The following is a 23,050-nucleotide window of genomic DNA, read 5'->3' as shown; positions in this document are numbered from 1 at the left end:
CAGCAGGCGGTCGTTCCGTGCAGATTGCCGGGGCGTTTCAATCGGGAGAAAGCGGTCGGCCGGGCTGTCGTGTTCGTTGTGGATATCCTGCTTCCGAAACCAGTCGAAATGCTGTGCATTCCGAAGGTGAGGGTGAATGCTCCCGGATGAAAGCGTCGAGTCGCCGCGCTCGTTGTGGATATCCGCCCTCCAAAAGGACTCGAAACGCTGTGAAACCGAATGGTGAGCGTGCTTGACTCCGGTCGGGTGCACCGCGTCATCCGGTGCGTGCACGATGGCTTTCTCGCCGAGACTTCACTTGGCGCCAAAATCTTCTATCCAATTTTCTCCCGAAGTAGTCTTGCAGCTTCCGCTGCCAGATCGGGGGATTGATGTTGCCATTCAATTCGGCTCATCTCGTCGAGAAATTTCACAACAACATCGCATTGACTCTTTGAGTAAGTCGTCGATATCGTATGCAGCAAGTGGTCGGCCCCGCCTGTTGCCATCCGATGCAATTTGTACACTAGTGAATCAGGAATGTTGCCCGATTCGTCGTAGCTGCACGCAGCCAGTTTCATGAATAACGGTAAAAAGAACGCAAACGCCTCCGGCTCCATAAAGGAAAGGCATGCTGACTCGTCACATTCGTAGTCTTCCCGAAGTTCCGCCAGACTCGTTTCGAATTTCCTCCGGCCTCTAAAAAAGTCGTCTACTGCTCGCGCCTCAATCCCATTTCTGTTTGTGACTGCCTTCTCCATGGAGAAAGTATCGTTCTGGAATAGGGAGAAGAGGTGTTCCATTGGCTCACGTCCGGGCTGTGATGCGGATTGATTTCATTGCCACGTTTCGAGAAGACGAATGATTTCGGCATTTTTGGTAATCTTGGCGACATCCAGTGCCGTCTGGTCGAACTCGTTATTCAGTTGTTTCTTGGCGCCGTGCGTCAAAAGAAATTTCACAGATTCCAATTGCTTCATCATTGCCGCCTGATGAAGTGGCGTATTGCCCAGATCGCCCGCAATGTTCACATCGGCGCCGGCATCAATCAACACTTTCATATCTTCAATGGCGCCCTTGCGCGCGGCGAGATGCAAGAGCGTATCATCCACCGCCCCTCGTTGATTTGGGTCAGTCAGTTCAAGTCCAAGGAATTCGGGATGGGTCTTGTACTTCTCAAAAAGAGATTTCAGCTGCTCATTAGAGGACATTTCTGCGTGCATTTCCTATCGTGGTCATCATGCAGATTCTGAAGGCGACTTTTCCAACCGGCAATCTTTTGGTCATGCCGAACTGGTAGCCGTTTCTGATCCCATGGCTCGTCCAATGTAATGCACTGCTCGGCGCGGTCAATTTGGTGAGATGTTCGGCACAAGGGCGGTCGCCTTGCGCAAACGGCGACCACATCGCGCCAATCACGTCTGCTCGTCAAGCGCGCGCGCGACGGCTTTCTCGCCGAGACTGTCCACCTTTCCGACCACGGCATAGTTGAGCCCGTGCAGTGAGCCATAGCGCGCGAGCAGCTCACCATCGACGCGCTCACCGGCCGCAAGCAGCCGATGCGCCGACTCAGGCGGCCGCACGTAGAAGCTCAGCATGCGCCCCGCATCGTCTTCATACAGCACCATCGCCGCCGCACCGCGCTCGGTCGCGAACAGACGCCCGCCAACCGGCCGGAACCCCGCTGCGCTCAAATCCGGCAGCTTCGCGCCCGAACCAACGCGACGGGTGAGCCAAGTCTGCAACTCGTCCGCACTCGTCGGCGTGACATCCACTCGCGCGCTGCGATCGACCACCATCAGCTTGTATGCCTCGACCGCGTCGCTCATCGGCGCGACCGTCGGCGGCGCATTCCACCCGCGCGCCTGCCATCCGCCGAACGTCCCAAGGCCAACGCAGAGAACAAAGGATGCAGCCATCGCGAACCGCATCCGCGCGCGTTCGGCGCGTCGTGCGCGGATCGCCGTCGGATCGAGCGCCGGGTTCTCCGTCGGCAGCGGCACGCTCGCGAGCGCGGCCCGCAGCCGCTGCGCGTCCTGCCGCCAGCGCTGCACCTGTTCCGCGCGGTCCGGATGAAGCGCGAGATAGCGTTCGACCGCGGCGCGCGCGTCGTCGTCGAGCTGGCCGTCGACGTAGGCGTGGAGGTCGTGTTCGTCGGGTGGGATGTTCATTTCTTCATCAACCGCAGTGAAGGGGCGGGGATTTCGCCGTCGCTGAGCTGGCGCAGCGCCTGGCGCGCGCGGGAGAGCCGCGACATCACGGTGCCGATCGGCACGTCGAGCAGATCGGCGACTTCCTGGTAGCTGAAGCCCTCGACCGCGACGAGCAGCAGCAGGCTGCGCTGCTCGTCGGAGAGGCGGCCGAACGCTTCGAGCGTCGCGCGCGCGGCGAACTCGCGTTCCGCGGACGGCCAGTGCGGCTCGTCCGGTTCCTGAAGGCGGCCGAGCAGCCACGCGTAGCGCTTCGCGCTGCGTTTCCCGTCGAGGAAGCGCCGGTACAGGATCGTGAAGAGCCAGCTGCGCAGCGACGCGTCGTCGCGGCGGCTCGACCAGCGCGACAGCGCGCGCTCGAGCGTCGACTGCACGAGATCGTCGGCCGCGTGGACGTCGCGGGTCAGCCAGAGCGCGAAGCGGCGCAGCCGCGGGATCAGTTCGCGCAATTGATCGTCTTGGTCGGTCGAGGGCATGGCGGGCCGGTTGCCGGGTAGGGCGTGGATTCGTCGCGTAGGACGATTGCCGCGCGGAGTTATTCCACCAGCTTACGAAAAATTTTTCGATGGAATAGAGCGGGTTGGGCGGCGTCCTACTCGAGTTCGACATATGACCGCATGGTCGGGAGTGACTTTCATGGAGCGATCTTCTTCTTCGCAACGCGAGCCGGGGCGCGGATTATGGCGCTGGGCGGCGATCGGCGGGGCCGTGGTGGGCGTGGCGGCGGCGTTCGGGTATGCCGGCGGGTGGCTCGCGCCGGCGCGGTTGACGCCGCACAAGCTCGTCGATGCGCTGCAGGCGAACGGCGGCCTGCATCCCGAGTACCGGCGCAATCACGCGAAAGGCGTGTGCGTGAGCGGTTACTTCGACGGGAATGGCGCGGCGAGTGCTTATTCGACCGCACCCTTTTTCAAGGCGGTGAGGACGCCGGTGGTCGGGCGGTTCGCGTTGCCGGGCGGGAATCCGTATGCGCCGGACAGCAGCGTGCCGATCCGCAGCATGGCGTTGCGGCTCACCGCGCCGGATGGGGAGCAATGGCGGACCGGGATGAACAGCATGCCAGTGTTTCCGGTGGCGACGCCGGAAGCGTTCTATGCGCAGACGGTGGCGAGCCGGCCCGATCCGACGACCGGGAAGCCGGATCCGGCGAAGCTCAAGGCGTTCTTCGATGCGCATCCGGAGACGGCGGCGTTTCGCGCGTGGGTGAAGGGGGCGAAGCCGAGTGCGAGTTACGTCACCGAGACGTATTACGCGTTGAATGCGTTTTATCTCGTCGATGCGGCGGGTGAGAAACGGGCGGTGAGGTGGCGGGTGGTGCCGGAGCAGACAGCCGGGGCGGGGGAGGTCGCGCAGGCCGGGGATCCGGATGTGTTGCAGGCGGACCTGACGCGGCGGATCGGCGACGGTGCGCAAAGGTGGAGGCTGCTGCTCACGCTCGCGGAGCCGGGCGATCCGGTGGACGACGCGACGAAGGCCTGGCCCGCGCAACGGACGACGATCGATGCGGGGACGCTGGTGCTCGATCGCGTGGCGAAGCAGGACAGCGGGCCGTGCCGGGATGTGAATTACGACCCGACGGTGCTGCCGGAAGGGATTCAGGCTTCGGGGGATCCGTTGCTGGCGGCGAGGTCGGCGGCGTATGCGGATTCGTATCTGCGCAGGACGAGTGAAGAGGCGGGGGTGCCTGGGGCTGGGCGTGTGACTTCTTCGGAGAAGCGGTGATGAAAAGCGTGTTCAGTTTGCCGGCGAGGGTGCTGCATTGGGTGATGGCCGCGATGATTGTGTCGATGCTGTTTATCGGGGTGGGGATGGTTTCGTCAGTGTCGGCGCGGCATGCGGTGCTCGTCGCGATTCATAAGCCGCTGGGGATATCGATTCTCGTGCTCGCTTGTGTGCGGGTTGTCGTGCGGTTGAGTTCCAGGCCGCCGGGGTTGCCGGAGGATTTGCCGGGGTGGCAGAAGGTTGCGGCGCTTGGGTCGCATCTCGCGCTCTACGCGCTGATGATCGCGATGCCGTTGATCGGGTGGGCAATGCTCTCCGCCGGCGGGTATCCGGTGACGCTCGGGGACGGGGTGCAACTGCCGGCGATTGTTTCGGCTGATCCTGTTGCGTTTGCGTGGCTCAGGATCGCGCATCAGTGGGTGGCTTATCTGTTCTTTGCTACGTTTCTTGCGCACTTTGCTGCGGCGCTTTATCACGGGTTGGTGAGGCGGGATGGGGTGTTGAGGGCGATGGTGGGGAGGTGAGGGTGGAAGGCTGCTTTTTGTTGTGACGGTTGTTGAAGATGGCGGCCGAAAAATCGCCATTGCGTCCGAACCGCACATTGAGGTGCGAAGTCCGACTGAGAACAGCACTTCGCGTCGAGCCAACTACCGAAATGCAGCAAGGGCCGCACGAAGCGGCCCTTGCTGTTACGCCGCTTGCTCTCGCGGGACAAGGTCGCTGTAGTCGGGCGTGATGGTGATTTGCCGGGTCTTGTGATTGATGTCGAGATAGACGCGGTCACCCGGTTCGAATCCGAATAGCTTGAAGTGGGCATCGATGACGCTCATCCAAGGCAGGTACGGCCAGCCTCTCTTGGGGCGGTCTGGCGTGCTGCGGAGGATCATCGTAAGCCTGGTGTTCAGATTGTGTTTCTTTGGACGTGACTTATGATTGGCGTTAGCCATGGGCAACTCCTACGGTGAGTTGGTTGTGGTCAGCGGGTCGTATGGGTGGCAGCCCATGCGGCCCGCGCTTTTTTGCGGTGCTGCTATACGAGTGTAAGGGAAGAAAGGTCTGACTGACGAGACTACGAACGGATTGGCCAAACGGTATAGCGGGCGTCGACGTCGACGAAGTAGTAGGCAAGTACCAGGGCTTGTACAAGCATCGGGGCAGGTCCTATCCCCTTGTGCTGGTACAACAAACTTCGGTACACTTCGTATCTAATATAGATGAGTTGCGGAGCTATTTGTGGCCAAAGTCGATGTCGACCGCTGAAAGGCAATTTTTCGTTCCTGAAGACGACGACAAGTTCATCAGCGATGCGTTGGTACATCTTGAACTCAGTTCAGACGCGCAACTTGAGGCGCTCGCCGACCTTGCAAAGCACACACTAAGCAAGGCACGACAGGGGGCTCAGCAGCTTGGCCCGTGGAATCGAGCGAAAATACTTGATCTTCGATCATATTCCGGCATTCGGAATATGATCCTTGCATGTTTCGGTGAAAAGGGAAGAGAGTGGGTTGCGCTAGATCGACGACGAATAGTTGTCCGAATTGATGGAGATGCGTGGAAAAAAGGGAGTGCTATTTGTCGTAGCAGCGGTACGGAAAAAAGGTAGCAAGAGATTCTCTAATCCATCGAAACTAGAATTTCCGTTTATCCCAGGTGACAAATGGAGAGTTATACAGATTACTTTCATGAATCAGCGATGGGTAGCACTGGCTTCTTCAGTTCCGAACGAAGCAATGGTGTTGAATCATTCTGATGGCAGTTAAAATTCACGTGAGCACAAGAGCTTGAAGAAACTGGAAACTATTGGAGATCGTGTCATCGCGCGAGTGAGGCGCGGGGCATCGACGGAACTTCGACTCGAATCGGGCGCTTCTATTTCTATTCGTCCGTTTGCTCCCGTGGGCAAAGGCGATAAGGTGTTGGTCGCAAAAGATGGCAGCGGAGTAAAAATCCTTCTAGAGGAAGAGCAGAAACTTCTGGATTTGAGTAGCTCATGGTCGGTTTCATATCGAGTCGATCTTGGCCAAGAGCACCTCGACATTACTGTTAAGGAGGTGGAGTCTGAAGATGAGCTCTCTGCACTTAACAGCTTGAAGCAGTTTCACTATCGCGGTGAAAACATGGCAGGCCGGGCGGTGCCGCTTATCGCGGTGACGTCCCATAGGCTTTTGCCTAAAGTCATTGGGTTCATCGAGATAACCTCCGCACTGCTTGTCAACACGGCGCGCAAGACCGTCTTGGACCGTCCGTTCTCCGACCCTGAGCGTGACGTGCACTGGCAGCGATGGGATATGAATACAGCGAAGCGTCATACTAAAAGACTCGCGCGAATCTCTAGATGTGTAGTCTATCCAGAGCTCCGTGGACTAGGCTTGGCGTCAAAGCTTGCCAACGCGGCGACAATATACGCTCGCGACCGTTGGCACTATGGGGGAAGTCAAGCTGTATTTCTTGAGATCACAGCGGATATGCTCCGCTTTGCACCTTTTGTATTAGGCGCGGGTTTCACGTATGTTGGAGATACAGAGGGGAATGAGGTGCGCATGCTTCGGGATATGCGCTATCTCTTGAACAGAACGATCAAGAGTGGATCGAACGACGATTTTCCTCAAGGTGGCGGCGGCATCATGAGTCTGCAGCGTTCTTACGCGACAATGCTGCTTGGAGTAATGAATCGACGCAACATCGGGCTAGAGCACCTGCTTAACGTTCTTCGACGCTCCCCGGAGACACTTGACGACGACGAATGGATCTCTCTACATCGCGTATTTAGGCGCCCGAAGCCAACTTACATGTATGGCCTTACACCTGCAGCGACGAAACACCTTCACGCGGTAGCACCCATCGCACGACAAGTGCCTAACGGAGCGCATCTTCTTAGGTCCAGACCGTTTGCCTCAGGAGCAAACTTGATCAACATAAACGGCTTGAGCATAAATACTTCTGTCGCTCCATCAGCTAGTCCACGCGGGCGAAAAGTTGCTGAGGCGTTTGGTATTGTCGCCAAGCGGGTTGACACTAGCTTAATTTCAAACCTAGATTTGGAGATCCACTCTGGGGATGTGATTTTAATCACTGGACCAAGTGGTACAGGAAAATCCATTTTATTGCGTGCGATACATGAAAGTCTCACCGGAATTCAATCGCTACCTGACGGCGTCTCCATTCAAAATGGCAAGATATCCGGCACTGACCGAGTCTCCTGGGTTACGAAAGTAGACCTAAGCAAAGCGCCCGTTGACTTACTTGATAAAGTGAGTCTTGAGCATGCCTTGTCACTCCTTGGGATCGCGGGCTTGGCCGAGTCATCACTGTTTGTGCGGCCAGCTGCGACTCTTAGTGACGGGCAAAAGTATCGCTTGACCATTGCATGTGCACTGGCAGAAGACCCCGACGTTCTGTTTGTCGATGCATTCTGTGAGCCATTGGACGATCTCTCGGCTGCCGCCGTGTGCAAGGGGCTGCGAGAGTTGAGCCGACGAACGGGGAAAATTATTCTAGCCGCCACTGCATCACCGGATCGACTTCTCGCTGCACTAGAGCCTGATAAAGTCGTGCAATTGCTGCCTGGCCGGGCAGTTAAGGTACACAGAAGACCAGACCCATCTGGAGTTAAGAATGAAAACAAAGAAGGTTCTCACCTCGTCAAGACTGAAGGCTAATGAATCGACAGCTCTGCTCAACTTCGAACCCTCGAGCCGAGCAGTGGTGGTCGGTCGACGTCTCGATTCTTCAAGCGGGCGGCTTGGGTTAATTGGCAAGGTTGCTGAAAGTGCGCAAGCTTCAAATGCTCTCGACGCTGGAGTCTGGCTGGATTTGTCATTCCCACATGTGATCGGGATTTTTGGATCGCGGGGAAGCGGCAAGAGCTTTGATCTCGGTGTAATTGCCGAGTCCGTGGCTGGGGTGGGGACCGTTAGCGGCCATAGTCATCAGACGTGGTCGACGGTCATATTTGACGTTCAAGACCAGTTTTGGACTGTTGCTCGAGAACCAAGCGTAACTTTGGATGAAGACAGACGTCAGTTGGAAGCGATCGATCATTGGGGGCTATCGGCCACGTCGGTCCCGAATGTACGCCTCTGGGCGCCAGAGGGATATCGTACGCCTTTGGGCGATGTGACTACGCTACAGATCTCTCCTTCCCAGCTCACTATTGACGATTGGCTAGCGTTGCTTCAACTGGAGCAATTTTCATCTTTGGGGCAAGCACTAACCACACTTGTTCGAAATTTTCCCGACGAGCCTCCTTCTGGTCTCGCTGCAAGATGCATCCCAAATGGTGTCTTATCATCGTTTCAAACATCGACAGTTGAAGGTCTGTGTTGGCGCCTTGAGTCGCTGGCTGGATCTCAGCTGATTGGCTCATCCGCCGTTGCCCTAGATCAGCTACTGACGCCTGGTTGTGTCTCCGTAATTCTGATGCGTCAGCTAGGAGACTCAATGCGAGCTCTCGTTGTCGGCGTCCTCACGCGGCTGCTTGCCGACCGCATGAGTTTCCACCACCAAGCACGTCGAGTCGCGCGTAGACTGGGGGGCGACCCAACAGAGGGTTCCAATTTACCTGACCGACTTTGGCTATTTATTGACGAGGCCCACGTGGTTGTTCCTGCCGGAGCAGTAACCGCGGCTACTGGGCCCGTGATTGATTACGTTAAACGGGGGAGAGACGCAGGCCTTTCGATGGTATTTGCAACTCAACAACCTTCTGCCGTCGACCCTCGACTGATGAGCCAAGTCGATATGACACTTACGCATTTTTTGGGCTTCGAAACGGACCTACAGGCGGCAGTAGCGCGAATGCCTACGAGGGCGTCGTTTACCTACGATATCGGTTCTTCCCGAGGCGTTGATTTACCAAATGTACTTCGAGCACTGGACCCCGGTGAGTGTCTCGTGGCGGACGCAGCAACCGGTCGGGCGTTTGCCGCTAAGATTCGGCCGAGGGTAACTGCGCATGGTGGGAACACCCCAACATGATGCAAAGGCGTGTCTACAATAGGGCGCAAGCCGAGGCCGAGTTCGTCCACGCGCTAACTCGACAGATCGGTTACACAGCTGGAGCCTTCAGTGTTCGTCGCATGGCAGGCATCGTTACGCTGTTTGACGACGCAAGCGCCTACCAGTTCGAGCTTACAAAGCGTCTCACCGCGGTCGGCCCATCCGGAGAGCCGCTAACTGAGAAATACGCAGTAGACGTTCTTAACTTCGCATCTGAACTTGGAATCATCTCCAAGCTGCCAGGAGCGAGCGTGCCACACTTGAGTAAATACGTATTAACTGATGCCGGTGTGGCGATCCGTGCTGCGCGAGCAGTGGATCCAGAACTAGAACAACTTATCCTCGAACATCTGATTCTAGAAAACGATGCGGACGCTTATTTGAGAGCGCTCTGGCTGCTTGCTAGCGAGCCAAGCAAGTCGTCAGATAATCTGGCCACTGATTTTAGAGACTTGATATTTGCGACTCGCCAAGCAAGATTTGAGTGGATGCAAGCCATATTTCCAAGTAAACCTGTTCTGATGCGACTTGTAAAAGGGGGGGCTTCTCAGATTCATTGGTTAAAGGCAAATCGTCTCGGACTGGTTGATTTAGAACGTCCAAGCGCAGATTTCGGTCGACATCATTTTTCGCCACGTAAATCATGGGCGACTGAGCTTGGGCATTATGACTCCAACACAAAATCAGTTACTTTAGGTGGTCGAAAATTCCTCGAATACGCTGGTTGGAAAGGATCGCAAGCAGCGAATCATTGGATAAGTCCGGCCATCGAATGTCTTAAATTTCTGAGAATTCCAGAAGGAGGGGTGTTATATGGAGAGAAAGCGCCAACACTAGATCTTCTGCGCCCGCAAGCTGAGTTGTGTGAGCCTGATGAAAATATGATATCTTCCACGAGAAAATTTCTTCGAGATGCGTTTGATCATATTAGACTAGTTCACGCGCGCCAAGCCTTGACCTCTCCAGTGACCTACTTTCTTTTGGCACAGGAGAGAAAGGACGGAAAGCGCTATAACAAAGAGGCGCTATTACAGGCGGTTGTGCGCGCGTACGGAAAGGAGATTGCATTTTTCTCCAGTAGATCCGGAACGCTTGCGTACTACCAGTTAAGGAAAAGTAATAATGGCTAATGTGAAGGTGCTTCCGACGCGGCAGTTTGCTGCGTCTTTTCGGTCGTTCCTTGCGGAAGGGCCAACTGCTCTGACAATTGTTTCTCCATTCTTAACTCCGGTGAAGGGATGGGAATCTTTGTTGCAGTTTTCAAAATTTGTTCTCTCGCGTGGAACCTCTAAGTTGGAGATTGTGACGTGCCCTCCGCTAAATGACAATCACGGGATGGAGCGACCCAATTGCATTACGCGTAAGGAGGCAGAGCTCATCGAGGCAGAAGGTGTTTCTCTTAAAATTCGGGAAACTAATTTGCATGCTAAACTCTATTATTTTGAGTTTGAGGAGCCTGCGCGTTACGCCGCCTTTATTGGAAGCTCGAATTTTACATCTGGTGGTTTTGAGAGAAATGACGAGACAATGGTTCGGATCGAGCATCCCGATGATCATAGTGAGGTGCTTCGAGAAATCGCTCGACTTTCAACCAATGGGAGCTTCCCATATCAAATCTGGAAGAGCAGGAAACTCACAATGAGGGCAGTAAAATGAATGCAATTGAAGAATTTGGTTTAAATAGTGATCCGTTTGCGATTACAGTAAGCGATATATCGGTGCACCGGTGGGCTGGCCGAGAACGTGAGAAAATGATTCTCCTGGATGTTGTTGATAGCGTTCGTGCGTCGGATATTGGGTCAAGTGAATTTGTAATTGTTCACGGGGAATACGGAGCGGGGAAGTCGCATGCCTTGCGGTATCTTGCCACAAAAATTAATGAAGATGAGGCAGACCATTACAAAGGTAAGGCGATTTATCTTCAAACGGTTCGAGTCAGTCAGAAGGTTCAGTTTATTGAAATTTACAAGATTATAATTGATCAACTTGGTAAGAATTTTTTTCAGTATTTGGCGGCTCATGTTTCGCAGCAGGTTAATCAAGCAAAGGTCGATTATCTGCATAGTGTAGCACCGGAAGTAAGGCCTCAGCTGATGGCCGATCAAAACCGTCATATGAATGAGACGCTTGATGAAATGGCGCCGAAAAGTGCTATTCCATATATTAAGCTCTTGATGGCTGCATCGAACGGAGGAGTGGACCGTGTTTGGTCCTTCCTTCGTGGAGACGATCAGGTATTTCCAGAAATCGGTCTTAGTTCTCGAATCAATAATGATTACAACGCGGTTTCAACGTTGGCCGGCATATTTAAGACCATGACTGCGAAGATAGGTTCGGTGGCTCCGGCCTATGAGGCAGTCTACTTGTTCGTTGACGAACAAGAGAATCTTGTTGAAATGAAAGCTGTCGAGTCGGTTCAACTGCTTCAATCATTTCGTGAACTGATCAACCAATTGCCAAATTATTTTTGTATGATTTGGGGTTTTAGTGCGGATGCGGCTTTAATCGAGGCTATTCTGCCAATCGCGATTTTGCAGCGATTGACTAGAAAATATATCGAATTACCGACTATGCAGCCCGAGGAAGCGAAGAATTTCATACTGGAACAGCTTATTGGGTTTAGAAGGGACGGGTTCGAGCCCCCAAGTCCTTACTATCCCTTCGCAGAGGAGGCAATCGATGCTGCGCTAGAGCGCATCATCGAAATGACCCCTAGAAATATTTTTAAGGTCCTGCGGGCCGTTCTCGAGCGTGCAATTCGCCGCTATGATCTCACGCCACCAAATGTAATCGATGCTGAACTCGCGAATAAAATTCTAGATCTTCAGACCTAGTAAATAAGTATATCGTAGGCGTCAATGAATGGAGGGTAGGTAAATGGGGGGATTACTATACTTAAAAGTGGTAATTGAAAAATGTGCGACAAGGCGCGGCAAACGAACAGTTGGGGAATGGACGAGCCCGATGGCGAGCGGTCAAGCGTGGGCTAGGAAGAAGTGGCTGGCTTGGGTTGTTACGGACGGGCGCTAACGTGTTCTCGTCATTAAAGATCTATCACGAGGTCGGCGCGGTTGATGACGAGAGGATATCGTCGAGAAATTGACGCCAAGGATCCGAGGATGTGGCAAGCCGTATCCGCAACATCGTGAATTCCAGCGAGACGCCCGGACATGCCGGGCGTCTCCATATTCACTGCTTGTCCGATCTGTTCGTTCTCTTACGGCAGCAATTCTCTACTTGCATAGATACAGTTTTCTCTATTGGCTACGCTTGGCATTCGTCAAACATCAATATTCCCCGCCCTCAACGCATTAGACTCGATAAACGCCCGCCGCGGCTCGACCTCATCCCCCATGAGGGTAGTAAAGATCCCATCCGCCGCGATCGCATCTTCGATCTGCACACGCAGCAACCGCCTTACCGCCGGATCCATCGTCGTTTCCCAAAGCTGCTCGGGGTTCATCTCCCCCAGCCCCTTATACCGCTGCTTCGAAACGTTCCGCTCGGCATCCGCCAGCAACCACTTCATCGCGCTCTTGAAGTCGGTCACAGCCATACTGCGTTCCCCCCGCTTGATGACCGCCCCTTCCCCAATAAGCCCCTTGAACGTATTCGCGGTGGTCACGAGCTGCTGATAATCCGCCGTATGCTGGAATTCCTCGTCGATGACGGAGACCCGCACATTCCCGTGATGCGCGCGCTCAACCCGCAGCGACCGCAGCTCACGCACTGCGTCATACGAAGGCACGACCCGCACTTCATTCTTGAGCGCTTCGTCATGCAGCGCCGCATGCAGAGCCTTCGCCGAAGCCTCCGTAGAGGCTTCGCTGGAGAGATCGATCACAACCCCATCCATGACGGCTTCAAGCGCGGCCGGGTCATACAGTCGGCTGAGTCGCTCGATCACGCTCTGCGACATCAGATACGACCGCGCGAGCTCCCCAAGCGCATCCCCCGAAATCGCCGTAGCGTTCTCACCAGGCACCAGCTCCGACCCTTGCAGCGCGAGCCGCAGCATATGCGCGTTGAGCTCCGAGTCGTCCTTCAGATACCGCTCGTCCTTGCCCGCCTTGATCTTGTAAAGCGGCGGCTGCGCGATATACACATACCCGCGCTCGATCATGTCCGGCATCTGCCGATAGAGGAACGTGAGCAGCAGCGTCCGGATGTGCGCACCGTCGACGTCCGCGTCGGTCATGATGATGATGCGGTGATACCGGAGCTTGTCGAGGTTGTAATCGTCCTTGCCGATCCCGCAGCCGAGCGCGGTCACGAGCGTCACGATCTGCTCGGACGACAGCAGCTTGTCGTAGCGCGCCTTCTCGACGTTCAGCACCTTGCCGCGCAGCGGCAGGATCGCCTGGAACTTGCGATCGCGGCCTTGCTTGGCCGAGCCGCCTGCCGAGTCGCCCTCGACGATGTAGATTTCGCACTTCGCCGGGTCTTTCTCCTGGCAGTCCGCGAGCTTGCCGGGCAGGCCGACGCCGTCGAGCACGCCCTTGCGTCGCGTCATCTCCCGCGCCTTGCGCGCGGCATCGCGCGCACGCGCGGCTTCGACGATCTTCCCGCAGATGATCTTCGCGTCGTTCGGCGTTTCGAGCAGGAACTCTTCCAGCGCCTTCGCGACGACTTCTTCAACCGGCGCGCGCACTTCGGAAGAAACCAGCTTGTCCTTGGTCTGCGAGCTGAACTTCGGCTCCGGCACCTTCACGGACAGCACGCACGACAACCCTTCGCGCATGTCGTCACCGGACGTCTCGACCTTCGCCTTCTTCGCGATTTCGTTGTCGGCGATGTACTTGTTGATGACGCGCGTCATCGCGGCCCGCAGGCCGGTCAGGTGCGTGCCGCCATCCCGCTGCGGAATGTTGTTCGTGAAGCACAGCACGTTTTCGTTGTAGCTGTCGTTCCACTGCATCGCGACTTCGACGCCCACGCCATCCTTCTCGCCGTTCACGTGGAAGATGGTCGGGTGCAGGTTGCTCTTCGTCTTGTTGATGAACTCGACGAAGCCCTTCACACCGCCGGCGAACGCGAAATCGTCTTCCTTGCCCGTGCGCAGGTCCGTCAAGCGAATCCGCACGCCGTTGTTCAGGAACGAAAGCTCGCGCATGCGCTTGGCGAGAATGTCGTAGTGGTACTCGACGGTCCCGAAGATCGTCGGATCGGCCATGAAGTGCACTTCGGTGCCGCGGTTCTCGGTGTCGCCGGTCACCAGCATCGGCGACACTTCCACGCCGTCGACCGTTTCGATCACGCGGTCCTGCGCAACGCCGCGATGGAACTCCATGAAACGCTTCTTGCCGTCGCGGCGCACGGTGAGGCGCAGCCAGCTCGACAGCGCGTTCACGCACGACACGCCCACGCCGTGCAGGCCGCCGGACACCTTGTAGCTGTTCTGGTCGAACTTGCCGCCGGCATGCAGCTCGGTCATCACGATCTCGGCGGCGCTGCGCTTCGGCTCGTGCTTGTCGTTCATCTTCACGTCGGTCGGAATCCCGCGGCCGTTGTCGGTCACGGAAATCGAGTTGTCCGCATGAATCGTCACGTGGATGTCGTTGCAGTACCCGGCGAGCGCTTCGTCGATCGAGTTGTCGAGCACCTCGAACACGAGGTGATGCAGACCGGTGCCGTCCGACGTGTCGCCGATGTACATCCCGGGGCGCTTGCGCACCGCCTCCAGACCCTCGAGGATCTGGATCGACGAGGCGCCGTAGCTGCTGTTATCGGGCTGCGTATTGTGCTGTTCACTCATGGATATCTTCCGGTTCTGCGAGGCCACTCAAGCGGCGGCGCGGTGCGCATCTTGTGGATAACGCCGGGCCGCTCCAGTTTTCCTGACCCGTCCAGGGCGCCGGCCCGGCGCCGAAAGGAGGGGTTTTAGATTCGCCATAAAAACGCCAAAGGGGCTTGCCGCCCCCTGGTGTGTGTCGTGATGTCGCGCGCGTCAGATGCGCATCGGCATCACGACATACTTGAACTCTTCGTTCTCGGGCACCGTGATCAGGGCGCTCGAGCTGGCGTCGCCGAGGCTCACCTGCACGGTGTCGACCTTCAGGTTCGCGAGCACGTCGAGGAGATAGGTGACGTTGAAGCCGATGTCGACGGTGTCGCCCTGGTAGGCGATTTCCAGCTCTTCCTGCGCCTCTTCCTGGTCGGCGTTGGTCGACATGATCTTCAGCTGGCCCGGCGCGATGATGCAGCGCACGCCCTTGAACTTGTCCGAGGTCAGGATCGCCGCACGCTGCAGCGAACGCTGCAGTTCCTCACGGCCGATCTCGAACGTGTTCTTGTGCGCCTTCGGGATCACGCGCTGGAAGTCGGGGAACTTGCCCTCGACCAGCTTCGACACGAGCTCGACCTGGCCGAACGTGAACTTTGCCTGGGTCTGCGCGATGTCGATCGTGACGGTGTCGTCGATGTCCTCGAGCAGGCGCTGCAGTTCGAGGATGGTCTTGCGGGGCACGATCACTTCCTGGCGGCCGAATGTGCCGCCCTCGATCTTCATCGACGAGAACGCGAGGCGGTGGCCGTCGGTCGCAACGGCCATCAGCTGGTCGCCGTCGACGACGAGCAGCATGCCGTTCAGGTAGTAGCGGATGTCCTGCTGGGCCATCGCGAAGTGCACCATGCCGAGCAGCTGGCGGAACGACTTCTGCGGGACGGAGAGGCTCGCGCCGAAATCCTTCGCCTGCGCGACGGTCGGGAACTCGTCGGCCGCGAGCGTCTGCAGTGCGAAGCGGCTCTTGCCCGACTGGACGGTCAGGCGCTTGTCGGCGAGCGACAGCGTGACCTGGCCGTCAGGCATCGCGCGCAGGATGTCGAGCAGCTTGCGGGCGGCAACGGTGGTCGCAACCTGGTCGTTGCCGACGCCGAAATCGGCGCGCGTGGTGATTTGCAGCTCCAGGTCGGTCGACAGGAACGAAACGTCCGCGCCGTTCTTGGTGATCAGCAGATTGGCGAGGATCGGCAACGTATGGCGGCGTTCGACGATGCCGCTGACCGTTTGCAGCGGCCTGAGGAGGGTGTCTCGTTCGGTCTTGACCAGTTGCATAGAGTTCCTTCGTTGAGATAACGGCCTGCAGCAGCCTCGCAACGCCCCGCCGGCCGGGCTCTTGGCCCTTCGCCGCCGGAGCGGTCAAACCTATATTGTGCCTCAAAACCGAACCGCCCCCCTTAAATTGGGGCGGACACCGAATTCTCAACCCGCGTGCCGGTCAGCCCTTCAGCGTCTGTTCGAGCACGTGCAGCTCGTGGTTGAGCTGGGCATCCTTGCTGCGCTCGTCGGCGATCTTGCGCACCGCGTGCAGCACGGTGGTGTGATCGCGCCCGCCGAACAGCTCGCCGATTTCGGGCAGGCTCTTCTGCGTCAGCTCCTTCGCGAGGTACATCGCGATCTGCCGCGGCCGCGCGATGTTCGCCGGACGCTTCTTCGAATACATGTCGGCGACCTTGATGTTGTAGAAGTCGGCGACGGTCTTCTGGATGTTCTCGACCGAGATCTGCCGGTTCTGCACGGTCAGCAGGTCCTTCAGCGCTTCCTTGGTCAGCTCGATCGAGATCTCGCGGCCGTGGAACTTCGAATACGCGAGGATCTTGCGCAGCGCGCCTTCGAGCTCGCGCACGTTCGAGCGCAGGTGCTTCGCGACGAAGAACGCGACGTCCTCCGACAAGTTCACGCCTTCCGACTGGGCCTTGCGCATCAGGATCGCGACGCGCATTTCCAGCTCGGGCGGCTCGATCGCGACGGTGAGGCCCGAATCGAAGCGCGAGATCAGGCGGTCGTCGATCCCCGAAATCTCCTTCGGGTACGTGTCGCTGGTGATGATCACCTGCGCCTTGTTCGCGACCAGCGCCTCGAACGCGTAGAAGAATTCTTCCTGCGTGCGCGACTTGCCGGAGAAGAACTGAATATCGTCGATCAGCAGCAGGTCGAGCGAATGATAGTAGCGCTTGAAATCGTCGAACGCCTTGCGCTGGTACGCCTTCACGACGTCGGAAACGTACTGTTCGGCGTGGATGTAGCGGATCCGCGCGCCCGGCTTGTCGAGCAGGAGCTGGTTGCCGATCGCGTGGATCAGGTGGGTCTTGCCGAGGCCGACGCCGCCGTACAGGAACAGCGGGTTGTACGAGATGCCGGGGTTGTCCGCGACCTGGATCGCGGCGGCGCGCGCGAGCTGGTTCGCCTTACCGGTCACGAAGTTGTCGAACGTGAGCACCGGGTTCAGCTTCGAACGCTCGTACATCGAATCGGTCTCGCCGGCGGCGGCCGGCGCGGCGCCGTTGCCGGGGCGCCAGGTGCGGCGGCCGGCGGCCGCTTCATGCGCGGGCAGGCTCGGCAGGTCGATGTCGGCGTCGTCGGCGCTCAGGTGCGCGGCAGCCTGGGCGCTCATCGGCGCGTCAACCGGCGCGGGGGCGGCAGTTGCCGCCGCGGCGAGGTTCGCGGCAATTGCGGCTACCGTCGCAGCCGGGCCACTGGCCGGCGCCAGCGGTGCGCGCGGCGCGGCTGGTGCGGCGCTGGGCGCCGCGCTGCGCATGCCGGCCTTCGGATCGAGGACGAACAGGACTTCGATCGGCGCATTCCAGAAATCGCGGGCCAGATCGGAGATCCGCCCCGAAAACTGGCTCTTGACCCAGTCCAGCTTGAAGCGGTTCGGCGCGGCGATGGACAGCGTGTTCGCCGCCGCATCGAAGGCCACCGGGGCCAAGGGTTTGATCCACGTCACGTACTGCTGGGGCGTCAGCTCGCGCTCCAGCAGTGCGGAACAGTGTTGCCAGAAATCGTTCATCAAGTAACTGTCGTTTTTTGCGTGCACAGCGGCTCGCCGGCGCCCTTGTCGCGAATGCGCAACAAGGCCCGAAGCGGTCGTGCGAGCATGCGTCGGACACCTGCGTCACAGCGGTGGAGAGGCAGGCTTGGGCCGAGGCGGCGTGCGGGATTCTTGGAGATAAGGCGAGATTCTACCCGCAAACGCGGCCACAGCGCGAGTTATCCACAGGGGCGTGCTGTGGGTCGCGGGGCCGGATCACAGGGCCCCGGCGCGCCTGGATAGCTTCTAAAGTATTGACCGTCAAGAGAAAAACGGTTTAAATAGCGGGTTCCGCGAAAACCAATCCTGTATTTCCGGCGATTGCGTTCGCCCGAAGGCCTGTTGGTAAGGGTGCGCGGTCCCTGAATTCCGACATTCTCAACCAAGAGAGAGCATCATGAAACGTACTTACCAACCGTCCGTGACGCGCCGCAAGCGCACCCATGGTTTCCGTGTCCGCATGAAGACGGCAGGTGGCCGCAAGGTCATCAACGCACGCCGCGCGAAGGGCCGCAAGCGCCTCGCGATCTAACGCGGGTTGCGCGCTGTGACCGCCGTCCGCAGTGATGCGGAAGGGGCCGTCGAGCCGGGTGCGAATCCGTTGCAGACGAAAGCCGCCTTCCCCAAAGCTGCGCGACTTCTGAAAACGGATGAATTTTCATCCGTTTTTCGTTTGCGCCCGTGGCGGCGCTCCGCGCACTTCGTGATTTACGGCAAGCCGACCGGCCAGCCCGCGCGTCTGGGGCTCGTGGTCGGCAAGAAGTATGCGCCGCGCGCAGTGACGCGCAACCTCGTGAAGCGGCTCGCGCGCGATGCGTTTCGCCTGCGCCGGGCCGAGTTCGCCGGTTACGACCTGCTGCTGCGGCAGCACACGCGCTTCGACAAGAAGGCGCTGCCGAGCGCGGCTTCCGCCCCGCTCGCGGCGATGTGCGCGGCCGAGATCCGCGAGCTGCTCGACAGGGCGGCCCGGGAGATCGCTCGCCGCGCGTCGAAGCCCGCGTCCGAGTGACGCACCCGTTAGCCGTGCGGCGTTCGCGCCTGCGCGGCCGGCTTTGAAGCGGCGCTGAACGGCGCCGCGTTGGGTATGCAAACGGTATTGATCGCCTTGCTGCGCTTCTACAAGGTTGCCGTGAGTCCGCTGCTCGGCAACCGTTGCCGTTTTTATCCTTCCTGTTCGGATTACGCGCGCGAGGCAATCCAGTATCATGGCGCCGCGCGCGGCGCATATCTCGCCGCCAGGCGCGTGTGCCGATGCCATCCGTTTTCCGCGGGCGGCATCGACCTCGTTCCGCCGCCCAACTCCGACACACGCGCTACCGGCCAGGCCGACGCGCGGTCCCATCGACTCTGAGACAACGCATGGATATCAAACGCACCGTCCTATGGGTGATCTTCTTCATGTCAGCGGTCATGCTCTATGACAACTGGCAGCGGTCCCATGGACGCCCGTCGATGTTCTTCCCGGGCGCCACGCAGACGGCTCCCGCAGCCGCAGGCGGCGCTTCCGGCCCCGGCGCGACCGGCGCAAGCACGACGACGGCCGGCGGCGTGCCGGCCGCGGCAGCCGGCGCCGCGCCCGCGACGACGGCGCCTGCCGCGCAGGCGCAGCTCGTGAAGTTCTCGACCGACGTGTATGACGGCGAGATCGACACGCGCGGCGGCACGCTCGCGAAGCTGACGCTGAAGAAGCAGGGCGACGGCAAGCAGCCGGACCTCTACATCACGCTGTTCGACCACACGGCCGGCCACACGTACCTCGCGCGCACAGGCCTGCTCGGCGGCGACTTCCCGAACCACACCGACGTCTACTCGCAGGTCAACGCGGGCCCGACGACGCTGTCGGGCGACCAGAACGCGCTGAAGCTGTCGTTCGAATCGCCGGTGAAGGGCGGCGTGAAGGTCGTGAAGACGTACACGTTCACGCGCGGCAGCTACGTGATCGACGTCGATACGAAGATCGACAACGTCGGCACCGCGCCGGTGTCGCCGACGGTCTACATGGAACTCGTGCGCGACAACACGGCGGTCGAAACGCCGATGTTCTCGCATACGTTCCTTGGCCCGGCGGTCTACACGGATGCGAAGCACTTCCAGAAGATCAACTTCAGCGACCTCGACAAGAACAAGGCCGACTACGTTAACTCCGCCGACAACGGCTGGGTCGCGATGGTCCAGCACTACTTCGCGTCGGCCTGGATTCCGAAGCAGGGCGTGAAGCGCGACATCTACGCGGAGAAGTTCGATCCGACGCTGTACCGCGTCGGCGTGAAGCAGCCGGTCGGCGCGATCGCGCCGGGCCAGTCGGCCGACGTGTCGGCGCGCCTGTTCGCGGGCCCGGAGGAAGAGCGCATGCTGGAAGGCATCGCGCCGGGCCTCGAGCTCGTGAAGGACTACGGCTGGGTGACGATCATCGCGAAGCCGCTGTTCTGGCTGCTCGAGAAGATCCACAGCTTCGTCGGCAACTGGGGCTGGGCGATCGTGCTGCTGACGCTCCTGATCAAGGCGGTGTTCTTCCCGCTGTCGGCCGCGAGCTACAAGTCGATGGCGCGGATGAAGGAAATCACGCCGCGCATGCAGGCGCTGCGCGAGCGCTTCAAGAGCGACCCGCAGAAGATGAACGCGGCGCTGATGGAGCTGTACAAGACCGAGAAGGTCAATCCGTTCGGCGGCTGCCTGCCGGTCGTGATCCAGATCCCGGTGTTCATCTCGCTGTACTGGGTGCTGCTCGCATCGGTCGAAATGCGCGGCGCGCCGTGGATTCTGTGGATTCACGACCTGTCGCAGCGCGATCCGTTCTTCATCCTGCCGGTGCTGATGGCCGTGTCGATGTTCGTGCAGACCAAGCTGAACCCGACGCCGCCGGACCCGGTCCAGGCGAAGATGATGATGTTCATGCCGATCGCGTTCTCGGTGATGTTCTTCTTCTTCCCGGCGGGCCTCGTGCTGTACTACGTCGTGAACAACGTGCTGTCGATCGCGCAGCAGTACTACATCACGCGCAAGCTGGGCGGGGTCAAGAAGAAACCCGCCTGACGATCGGCCGGCGCCGCGGGCGGAAGCTGTCCGCCCCGCGGCCCCGGTCGTCGCGACGATGCAAAAAAAGCCGCATGGCCTTCGGGCCCTGCGGCTTTTTTACTGGTGCTGCGCTCAGCGTTTCGTCGCGTCGCCGTAGAACTGCTCGATCAGTTCCTGAACCAGGTAGCGATGGTGGGGCGACAGCGCCTCGATCTTCGACGCGAGCTCGATCGTCTCGGGCGTCGGCGGGTAGCGCTCGTCGCGCGGCAGCGGTTGCGGCGTCGAATGCGCCGCACCGTTCGGCGGCGGGCCGTAATGCAGCCAGTGAAGATCGACGCGAAGCCACTCCGCGAGCGTGCGCAGCTTGTCCTGCGTCGGGATCGTGCGCCCCGTCAGCCATTTGTGCGCCGTCTGCGGCGACACCGGATGCTCGCCGTGATGTCGAAGATTGAACTGATTGGCAAGCTCCGTCGCGCCCACGATCTTGTGCGGGTTGCGCTGCAAGGCGAATTTCAGGCGTATGGAGAACGCCTTTTTCTCTTCGGATGTCGGCATGGAAGAGATTGTGCATTTCGACTAACGGCTTTCAGACAACCAATCAGGATAAACATATCTTTTTCGGATGAGTCTCAAGCTATTATCAGATGAATGTCATGCCAGGCGGACGGCGCGCGAGTCGCCCTGATTAGGCGGGCTTATCCGAAACCGATGTCGGTTCGCACTGTTCGATTAGTATTTATCTTATCTCTGACGGGATAAATTAGTTCGAGTTCTAATTGTGGTTGGGGCGGGCGCGGGTGACGCGCATGTCGTCACGCTACAATGCCGGCGTCCCGATGCCCGTGCGTCGTTCCGCGCGGGTTGGCCGTTCCACCGCTGATTTCCGATTGCCATGCTTGCTACCGATTCCGATCCGATCGTCGCCATTGCCACCGCTGCCGGCCGCGGCGGGATCGGCGTCGTCCGCGTGTCGTTCGGGCGAGGCGGCGAGGCGGCGGCGCTGCCGCTGATCGACGCGTTGTGCGGGCAGCGGCTCGCGCCGCGCCACGCGAGCTACGTGCCGTTCCTCGACGAGCACGGCGCGCCGCTCGACCGCGGCATCGCGCTTTATTTCCCGGCGCCGCATTCGTACACGGGCGAGCACGTGCTCGAACTGCAGGGGCACGGCGGGCCGATCGTGATGCAGCTGCTGCTGCAGCGCTGCCTCGACGCCGGCCGCGGCTTCGGGCTGCGGCTCGCGGAGCCGGGCGAATTCACGCGGCGCGCGTTCCTGAACGACAAGCTCGATCTCGCGCAGGCCGAGGCGGTCGCCGACCTGATCGAGGCGAGCACCGAGGCGGCTGCGCGCTCGGCCGGCCGCTCGCTCGACGGCGCGTTCTCGCGGCAGATCCATACGCTCGTCGACGACGTGATCACGCTGCGGATGCTGGTCGAGGCGACGCTGGATTTCCCGGAAGAGGAAATCGATTTTCTCGAGGCGGCGGACGCGCGCGGCAAGCTCGCGCGCATTCGCGAGCAGCTCGCGCACGTGCTCGGCGATGCGCGGCAGGGCGCGCTGCTGCGCGAAGGGCTGTCGGTGGTGCTCGCGGGGCAGCCGAACGTCGGCAAGTCGTCGCTGCTGAACGCGCTGGCGGGCGCCGAGCTCGCGATCGTCACGCCGATCGCCGGCACGACGCGCGACAAGGTTGCGCAGACGATCCAGGTCGAGGGGATTCCGCTGCACATCATCGACACGGCGGGGCTGCGCGAGACCGAGGACGAGGTCGAGCGGATCGGCATCGCGCGCACGTGGAGCGAGATCGAGCGCGCGGACGTCGTGCTGCATCTGCTCGATTCACGCGGCGGGATGACGGCCGATGACGAGGCGATCGCCGCACGGTTCCCGGCGGGCGTGCCGGTCGTGCGTGTGCTGAACAAGACGGATCTGACCGGCGTGCCGGCGTCGGTTGCGCATCCGGCGGCGCAAGGGGATCTCACCGAGGTGCATCTGTCGGCGAAGCGCGGTGACGGGATCGACCTGCTGCGCGGCGAGCTGCTGCGGATCGCGGGGTGGCAGGCGGGGGCCGAGGGGGTGTACCTGGCGCGCGAGCGGCACCTGATCGCGCTGCGTGCCGCGCAGGAACATCTCGCGCAGGCGGCCGATCACGCGGAGCAGCGCGCGCAGTCGCTCGACCTGTTCGCGGAGGAGCTGCGGCTCGCGCAGGAGCAGCTCAATTCGATTACCGGGGAATTTACTTCGGATGACTTGCTGGGGGTGATTTTCAGCAGGTTCTGCATCGGGAAATGACAAGGCGCCGAGACGCACGGCGGCAGTCA

At 59.5% G+C, this 23,050-nt stretch carries 22 protein-coding genes; 13 read left to right on the top strand and 9 right to left on the bottom strand.

Annotated features, from left to right (window positions below; translation table 11 throughout):
• Positions 1-314 precede the first annotated feature (314 nt).
• The 4 genes from HWX31_RS26795 to HWX31_RS26780 form a co-directional block, all read right to left on the bottom strand.
• Positions 315-782, bottom strand: coding sequence for a DUF6714 family protein (locus tag HWX31_RS26795; RefSeq protein ID WP_174961814.1), 468 nt, complete (start codon positions 780-782; stop codon positions 315-317).
• A gap of 33 nt (positions 783-815) precedes the next feature.
• Positions 816-1,202 (bottom strand): ankyrin repeat domain-containing protein, encoded by a 387-nt coding sequence (locus tag HWX31_RS26790; protein ID WP_174961816.1) that lies wholly within the window; start codon positions 1,200-1,202, stop codon positions 816-818.
• Positions 1,203-1,394: 192 nt separating this feature from the next.
• Positions 1,395-2,150, bottom strand: coding sequence for an anti-sigma factor family protein (locus HWX31_RS26785; protein ID WP_174961818.1), 756 nt, complete (start codon positions 2,148-2,150; stop codon positions 1,395-1,397).
• Entirely contained in the window at positions 2,147-2,665 is a 519-nt protein-coding gene (locus tag HWX31_RS26780; protein WP_059663929.1) for a sigma-70 family RNA polymerase sigma factor, read from the bottom strand. Before HWX31_RS26780 ends, HWX31_RS26785 begins: the two co-directional genes overlap by 4 nt.
• Before the next feature lie 160 nt (positions 2,666-2,825).
• Between HWX31_RS26780 and HWX31_RS26775 the strand changes: the two genes are divergently transcribed.
• Positions 2,826-3,911 carry a catalase family peroxidase gene (locus tag HWX31_RS26775; RefSeq protein WP_174961935.1) on the top strand — a complete coding sequence of 362 codons (1,086 nt, stop codon included), beginning with the start codon at positions 2,826-2,828 and terminating at the stop codon, positions 3,909-3,911.
• On the top strand, positions 3,911-4,435 hold the full coding sequence (locus HWX31_RS26770; protein WP_174961820.1) for a cytochrome b: 525 nt from the start codon (positions 3,911-3,913) through the stop codon (positions 4,433-4,435). Before HWX31_RS26775 ends, HWX31_RS26770 begins: the two co-directional genes overlap by 1 nt.
• Positions 4,436-4,600: 165 nt before the next feature.
• On the opposite strand, the gene HWX31_RS26765 is transcribed toward HWX31_RS26770, so the two are convergent.
• Positions 4,601-4,858 carry a hypothetical protein gene (locus HWX31_RS26765; RefSeq protein ID WP_174961822.1) on the bottom strand — a complete coding sequence of 86 codons (258 nt, stop codon included), beginning with the start codon at positions 4,856-4,858 and terminating at the stop codon, positions 4,601-4,603.
• Between the two features lie 299 nt (positions 4,859-5,157).
• Between HWX31_RS26765 and HWX31_RS26760 the strand changes: the two genes are divergently transcribed.
• The 6 genes from HWX31_RS26760 (at position 5,158) to HWX31_RS26735 (ending at position 11,743) form a co-directional block, all read left to right on the top strand.
• Complete coding sequence (locus HWX31_RS26760; RefSeq protein ID WP_174961824.1) at positions 5,158-5,514, top strand: hypothetical protein; 357 nt, start codon at positions 5,158-5,160, stop codon at positions 5,512-5,514.
• Positions 5,515-5,692: 178 nt separating this feature from the next.
• The gene (locus tag HWX31_RS26755; protein WP_174961826.1) at positions 5,693-7,570 is read left to right on the top strand and encodes a GNAT family N-acetyltransferase; all 1,878 of its coding nucleotides are present in this window, start codon (positions 5,693-5,695) and stop codon (positions 7,568-7,570) included.
• Positions 7,527-8,888 (top strand): ATP-binding protein, encoded by a 1,362-nt coding sequence (locus HWX31_RS26750; RefSeq protein ID WP_174961828.1) that lies wholly within the window; start codon positions 7,527-7,529, stop codon positions 8,886-8,888. The genes HWX31_RS26755 and HWX31_RS26750 overlap by 44 nt, the downstream gene beginning before the upstream one ends.
• Positions 8,889-8,989: 101 nt before the next feature.
• Complete coding sequence (locus HWX31_RS26745; RefSeq protein WP_174961830.1) at positions 8,990-10,039, top strand: hypothetical protein; 1,050 nt, start codon at positions 8,990-8,992, stop codon at positions 10,037-10,039.
• Positions 10,032-10,565, top strand: a complete 534-nt coding sequence (locus tag HWX31_RS26740; RefSeq protein WP_174961832.1) for a phospholipase D family protein — start codon at positions 10,032-10,034, stop codon at positions 10,563-10,565. Before HWX31_RS26745 ends, HWX31_RS26740 begins: the two co-directional genes overlap by 8 nt.
• Positions 10,562-11,743, top strand: a complete 1,182-nt coding sequence (locus tag HWX31_RS26735) for an ATP-binding protein (RefSeq protein ID WP_174961834.1) — start codon at positions 10,562-10,564, stop codon at positions 11,741-11,743. The genes HWX31_RS26740 and HWX31_RS26735 overlap by 4 nt, the downstream gene beginning before the upstream one ends.
• Positions 11,744-12,189: 446 nt before the next feature.
• Here HWX31_RS26735 and gyrB read toward each other — a convergent pair whose 3' ends face one another.
• The 3 genes from gyrB to dnaA form a co-directional block, all read right to left on the bottom strand.
• Positions 12,190-14,664: a DNA topoisomerase (ATP-hydrolyzing) subunit B gene (gene gyrB / locus HWX31_RS26730; protein ID WP_174961836.1), complete on the bottom strand. Its 2,475-nt coding sequence runs from the start codon at positions 14,662-14,664 to the stop codon at positions 12,190-12,192.
• A gap of 192 nt (positions 14,665-14,856) precedes the next feature.
• Positions 14,857-15,963 carry a DNA polymerase III subunit beta gene (gene dnaN / locus HWX31_RS26725; protein ID WP_174961838.1) on the bottom strand — a complete coding sequence of 369 codons (1,107 nt, stop codon included), beginning with the start codon at positions 15,961-15,963 and terminating at the stop codon, positions 14,857-14,859.
• Between the two features lie 163 nt (positions 15,964-16,126).
• Complete coding sequence (dnaA, locus tag HWX31_RS26720) at positions 16,127-17,698, bottom strand: chromosomal replication initiator protein DnaA (protein WP_174961840.1); 1,572 nt, start codon at positions 17,696-17,698, stop codon at positions 16,127-16,129.
• A gap of 418 nt (positions 17,699-18,116) precedes the next feature.
• On the opposite strand from dnaA, the gene rpmH reads away from it, so the two are divergent.
• From rpmH to yidC, 4 genes are all read left to right on the top strand, one after another.
• Entirely contained in the window at positions 18,117-18,251 is a 135-nt protein-coding gene (gene rpmH, locus HWX31_RS26715) for a 50S ribosomal protein L34 (protein ID WP_004198824.1), read from the top strand.
• A 15-nt stretch (positions 18,252-18,266) separates the two neighbouring features.
• On the top strand, positions 18,267-18,728 hold the full coding sequence (rnpA, locus tag HWX31_RS26710) for a ribonuclease P protein component (RefSeq protein ID WP_033355859.1): 462 nt from the start codon (positions 18,267-18,269) through the stop codon (positions 18,726-18,728).
• A 75-nt stretch (positions 18,729-18,803) separates the two neighbouring features.
• The gene (yidD, locus tag HWX31_RS26705; protein WP_059749715.1) at positions 18,804-19,070 is read left to right on the top strand and encodes a membrane protein insertion efficiency factor YidD; all 267 of its coding nucleotides are present in this window, start codon (positions 18,804-18,806) and stop codon (positions 19,068-19,070) included.
• Between the two features lie 8 nt (positions 19,071-19,078).
• Positions 19,079-20,752, top strand: coding sequence for a membrane protein insertase YidC (yidC, locus tag HWX31_RS26700; RefSeq protein ID WP_174961842.1), 1,674 nt, complete (start codon positions 19,079-19,081; stop codon positions 20,750-20,752).
• 114 nt (positions 20,753-20,866) lie between these two features.
• Here the strand turns inward: yidC and HWX31_RS26695 are convergent, their stop codons facing one another.
• Positions 20,867-21,289, bottom strand: coding sequence for a transcriptional regulator (locus tag HWX31_RS26695; RefSeq protein ID WP_059612026.1), 423 nt, complete (start codon positions 21,287-21,289; stop codon positions 20,867-20,869).
• 337 nt (positions 21,290-21,626) lie between these two features.
• Between HWX31_RS26695 and mnmE the strand changes: the two genes are divergently transcribed.
• On the top strand, positions 21,627-23,021 hold the full coding sequence (gene mnmE / locus HWX31_RS26690; RefSeq protein WP_042586625.1) for a tRNA uridine-5-carboxymethylaminomethyl(34) synthesis GTPase MnmE: 1,395 nt from the start codon (positions 21,627-21,629) through the stop codon (positions 23,019-23,021).
• The last annotated feature ends 29 nt before the right edge of the window (positions 23,022-23,050 follow it).

Origin of the sequence: Burkholderia ubonensis (assembly GCF_902833085.1) — a bacterium.
Classification (GTDB): Bacteria; Pseudomonadota; Gammaproteobacteria; order Burkholderiales; family Burkholderiaceae; genus Burkholderia; species Burkholderia ubonensis.
The sequence above is the reverse complement of the archived record's forward strand: the minus strand, read 5'-3'. Positions and strand labels throughout refer to the sequence as shown.

Bases quoted from the DNA above. Each gene is read 5' to 3' on its own strand.
- gyrB (WP_174961836.1), bottom strand. From the start codon at position 14,664: ATGAGTGAACAGCACAATACGCAGCCCGATAACAGCAGCTACGGCGCC.
- HWX31_RS26760 (WP_174961824.1), top strand. From the start codon at position 5,158: ATGTCGACCGCTGAAAGGCAATTTTTCGTTCCTGAAGACGACGACAAG.
- yidD (WP_059749715.1), top strand. From the start codon at position 18,804: ATGCAAACGGTATTGATCGCCTTGCTGCGCTTCTACAAGGTTGCCGTG.
- HWX31_RS26745 (WP_174961830.1), top strand. From the start codon at position 8,990: ATGGCAGGCATCGTTACGCTGTTTGACGACGCAAGCGCCTACCAGTTC.
- HWX31_RS26785 (WP_174961818.1), bottom strand. From the start codon at position 2,150: ATGAACATCCCACCCGACGAACACGACCTCCACGCCTACGTCGACGGC.
- HWX31_RS26770 (WP_174961820.1), top strand. From the start codon at position 3,911: ATGAAAAGCGTGTTCAGTTTGCCGGCGAGGGTGCTGCATTGGGTGATG.
- HWX31_RS26740 (WP_174961832.1), top strand. From the start codon at position 10,032: ATGGCTAATGTGAAGGTGCTTCCGACGCGGCAGTTTGCTGCGTCTTTT.
- mnmE (WP_042586625.1), top strand. From the start codon at position 21,627: ATGCTTGCTACCGATTCCGATCCGATCGTCGCCATTGCCACCGCTGCC.
- HWX31_RS26735 (WP_174961834.1), top strand. From the start codon at position 10,562: ATGAATGCAATTGAAGAATTTGGTTTAAATAGTGATCCGTTTGCGATT.
- HWX31_RS26775 (WP_174961935.1), top strand. From the start codon at position 2,826: ATGGAGCGATCTTCTTCTTCGCAACGCGAGCCGGGGCGCGGATTATGG.
- HWX31_RS26765 (WP_174961822.1), bottom strand. From the start codon at position 4,858: ATGGCTAACGCCAATCATAAGTCACGTCCAAAGAAACACAATCTGAAC.
- dnaN (WP_174961838.1), bottom strand. From the start codon at position 15,963: ATGCAACTGGTCAAGACCGAACGAGACACCCTCCTCAGGCCGCTGCAA.
- HWX31_RS26790 (WP_174961816.1), bottom strand. From the start codon at position 1,202: ATGCACGCAGAAATGTCCTCTAATGAGCAGCTGAAATCTCTTTTTGAG.
- HWX31_RS26780 (WP_059663929.1), bottom strand. From the start codon at position 2,665: ATGCCCTCGACCGACCAAGACGATCAATTGCGCGAACTGATCCCGCGG.
- HWX31_RS26750 (WP_174961828.1), top strand. From the start codon at position 7,527: ATGAAAACAAAGAAGGTTCTCACCTCGTCAAGACTGAAGGCTAATGAA.
- dnaA (WP_174961840.1), bottom strand. From the start codon at position 17,698: ATGAACGATTTCTGGCAACACTGTTCCGCACTGCTGGAGCGCGAGCTG.
- rpmH (WP_004198824.1), top strand. From the start codon at position 18,117: ATGAAACGTACTTACCAACCGTCCGTGACGCGCCGCAAGCGCACCCAT.
- HWX31_RS26795 (WP_174961814.1), bottom strand. From the start codon at position 782: ATGGAACACCTCTTCTCCCTATTCCAGAACGATACTTTCTCCATGGAG.
- yidC (WP_174961842.1), top strand. From the start codon at position 19,079: ATGGATATCAAACGCACCGTCCTATGGGTGATCTTCTTCATGTCAGCG.
- HWX31_RS26695 (WP_059612026.1), bottom strand. From the start codon at position 21,289: ATGCCGACATCCGAAGAGAAAAAGGCGTTCTCCATACGCCTGAAATTC.